The organism is Pedobacter sp. 01N416 (genome assembly GCF_056399685.1).
The window spans coordinates 1-3,000 of the sequence record NZ_JBFTRT010000602.1 but is presented as its reverse complement, the minus strand read 5'-3'; the positions used below and the strand labels follow the sequence as shown (position 1 = coordinate 3,000).

Genomic DNA, 3,000 nt, shown 5'->3' with positions numbered 1-3,000 from the left:
GATTATTACTCATATTAATTTGTGAGAATTTTGTTTTTATACTTTAATGCCAATACTTTGCTAATTCTATAACTATCTCCTAGTGGTTTGTCTATAAAAACCTGGCTTTGTTTAGTCCAGTCAAGTTCAAATTGGGTAACCTTTTCAAGAAATAATTTTTCATCAAAATCTTTGTTTTTGGCTACTGATGAGATGACATCATTAATAAACATCTCCCACCTTTTACGGTAATATGTTTTGGTTAAACCTGCCCAAGTGCGGTTACCATAATCATTTAAGCTTTGTGCTTTTGTACCCCAGGTAGTAATAATATTACGGGCATTTTCTTCGTAGTATTTGCGTTCGCTTTCTGAGGCGGCCATTTTTTTTGCATCATTTAACCATTTGCCTAGCAGAAAGGAAGATTGTGTATTTAACAGCAAATCAATGTCATCCAATACAGCTTTCATGCTTCGGCCTGTTAATTTTAAACCGGCTATATTCTTAGCTTTATAATTCTCGTTAAATTCATCCCTCAATTGGGTAAAATAATTGCCCAAAACCTGTCGTCCTATATTCGCTAAATCATATTTATAGGCACTGCTATTGATTGTTTTGCTTTTTAATAGAAGTTCCCATGCGGTAAAAAGAGCTTTATTACTATAATCAATTTTGTTAACAGTAGTCCAGTTTCCATTTCCAGTTAATGTAGGCCGGGCATTTGTTAATGTTCCTTGACCTAATTCTGCAGGTTGGTTATATATTTTTTGATGCAATATTTCCCAAGCTCTTTCTACATTTGTGTCTGCCGATCCAGTTCTTCTATTTGCCCAATTTTTAATCCAATCCTTGGTGTCTGCCAAATTAGTATTCCAAGCTTTTTCAAAAACATATTCATACATCATTGGGTTTACGTCAAAACCTTCTAAAGTAGAACCTATGCCCCATAAATTTTTATTGTTAGCCAATGCATTTTCCATTCTTTTTTCCACTTCGTCAACATTACCAGCAAGCATGGTATTACCACCAAAATTACCGAGGTAGCACCAAATAAAGGGCTGATTAAAGAATGAATTAGTCATTTTCCATACTTCAGTTTTTTCACAGTAGTAATCCAATAGCATAATTTTATCTTGTGGCACTGCTTTTAAAAACGATTCGATGCGTGGGTTTGTCCAATGTTCTCTCTCAAAATAATATACCCAGGTCATCATTAGCCAAGTGGCATCCTTATCAATAGAATTGATTCCTTCATAGATATTTTTAGAAACTTTGGCTAAATAATCAGGCTCCCAACTAGGTGGCTTTACTTCGTTAAAAGGGTCAGCTCCATAAATATGATCTGTACCAAAAATTGCGGTTTGTTCTTTTAAAAAAGCTTGCTGAATTTCGGTAAACAAGGGGTCAAAAGGATCTAGAAACGAACTTCTGTATTTATCTTCAAAACCACCCCATTCGCTCAATTTTGTAATTTTTGCCGTTGGATATTTATTTTGTAAAGCTTGAGGCACATGACCTGCAAAGGCTGGAAGAACTGGTTTCATGCCCAGCTGTCTTTCTCTTGCAAGTATCTTTTTTTGAAGCTGTTCTTGATTTTTAATCCACGACATAGGTAATGGTCCTTGCCAATGATCAAGGTTAGACATCCGGTGCCAAGGCAGATGTGCCGGGCCTGTAAAGTAGCCTCTTATCTCTTCATCGCTTAGTCCAAATTTTTTCCAAACGTTATACCAAACGGCTTCTTGCCCTGTTATCGCTAAAGGAGTATTAATTCCGTTCAATGCCATCCAATCAATCAATCGTTCCCAGTCTTTCCATTGCCACCAAGGCATGGTGTAACCAAAAGTGCAATAATTAAGAAAGAACCGTTTTGAAACACGTGCATCCCTTTTTACTTTTTGGGTTACCTGTGGTAGCACTTTTGGAAGTATTATAGGATCATTTGCATACCAAGAAACCGATGTTTTACAATAATATTTGAGATAGTGGTTTAGGGCAACAGATAGGGCGATATTATTATTCCCCCTTAAAATTATTTTTCCGTATTTACTCTCCAACTCAAATACATCATTATTACTGGCTAGCTTTTCTACTTCAAAATATTGTGTGCGGTTAGGTACCACCCTTGCAAGCAATTTTTTAAATTCTCCAACTTCATCTACCTCGCTTGCAAATAAAAAATTATTGCAAAGCAGTAGCAGTACAGCCAAAATTTGGCTGGTAAGTTTTATCTTTTTTTTCATTGAATTTAATTTGTTTTTAGCAGTAATGAAGCTATCATAAAATCTAAAGAAAAACCATTAAACAAGCATACAGGAGATCAAAATTAACCGACCTTTCTGTATGCTTAGCATAGCTAATTTTAATTGTAACCTGGATTTTGAGGTAATAAATTTTTACCCATCAAATTAATTTGGTCTTGAGGTATGGGCCTTAAATAATCGCGGTTTGGATTATCCATTTGTCTGGCACCAGCTACTTTATATGTACCACTGCTCAAATAGGCTCCTAAAACAGTTCCATTCATCGTGCCGTTTGTACCCGCAGCGATGCTCCAACGTTTAATATCAAACCATCTCAAGCCTTCAAAGGCCAATTCTACTCTACGCTCATTGCGTACAATATTTCTTAAAGCAGCTTGTGTACCCAATATAACTTCCGGGTAATGGGTAATATCCGTTGGCACAGTACCATAAGCTCTTGATCTTACATCGTTAATAGCGTTTATCACCGATGGATCTATTTGGCCTGCCTCTATTTTGGCCTCTGCATAAATTAACAATACTTCAGCATACCTCATCAGCATATAATCTGTAGAATATTTGGGTGTATTGTTTATTACTTCGTTAGTAATATATTTAATTACGCCATAACCAGTAGCGTGTGCTGCCAGTTCTCCGCTCTCTGAATTGAGGGTTATGCCTTTTACTACTGAGCCTGTGTGGCCAACGGTAAAATCGAGCCTTGGATCGCGATTTGCAAACCTACTTGTTGTTGTAGTTTCATTAACGGGTACAACCA

2 protein-coding genes are annotated in these 3,000 nt (G+C 36.5%); both read right to left on the bottom strand.

Annotation, left to right across the window (positions count from 1 at the left end; translation table 11 throughout):
• Positions 1-14 precede the first annotated feature (14 nt).
• Positions 15-2,222 (bottom strand): alpha-N-acetylglucosaminidase, encoded by a 2,208-nt coding sequence (locus tag AC1DND_RS24405; RefSeq protein WP_477585153.1) that lies wholly within the window; start codon positions 2,220-2,222, stop codon positions 15-17.
• A 119-nt stretch (positions 2,223-2,341) separates the two neighbouring features.
• Positions 2,342-3,000, bottom strand: a 659-nt coding sequence (locus tag AC1DND_RS24400) for a RagB/SusD family nutrient uptake outer membrane protein (RefSeq protein ID WP_477585152.1), incomplete at its 5' end; no start/stop codon positions are given.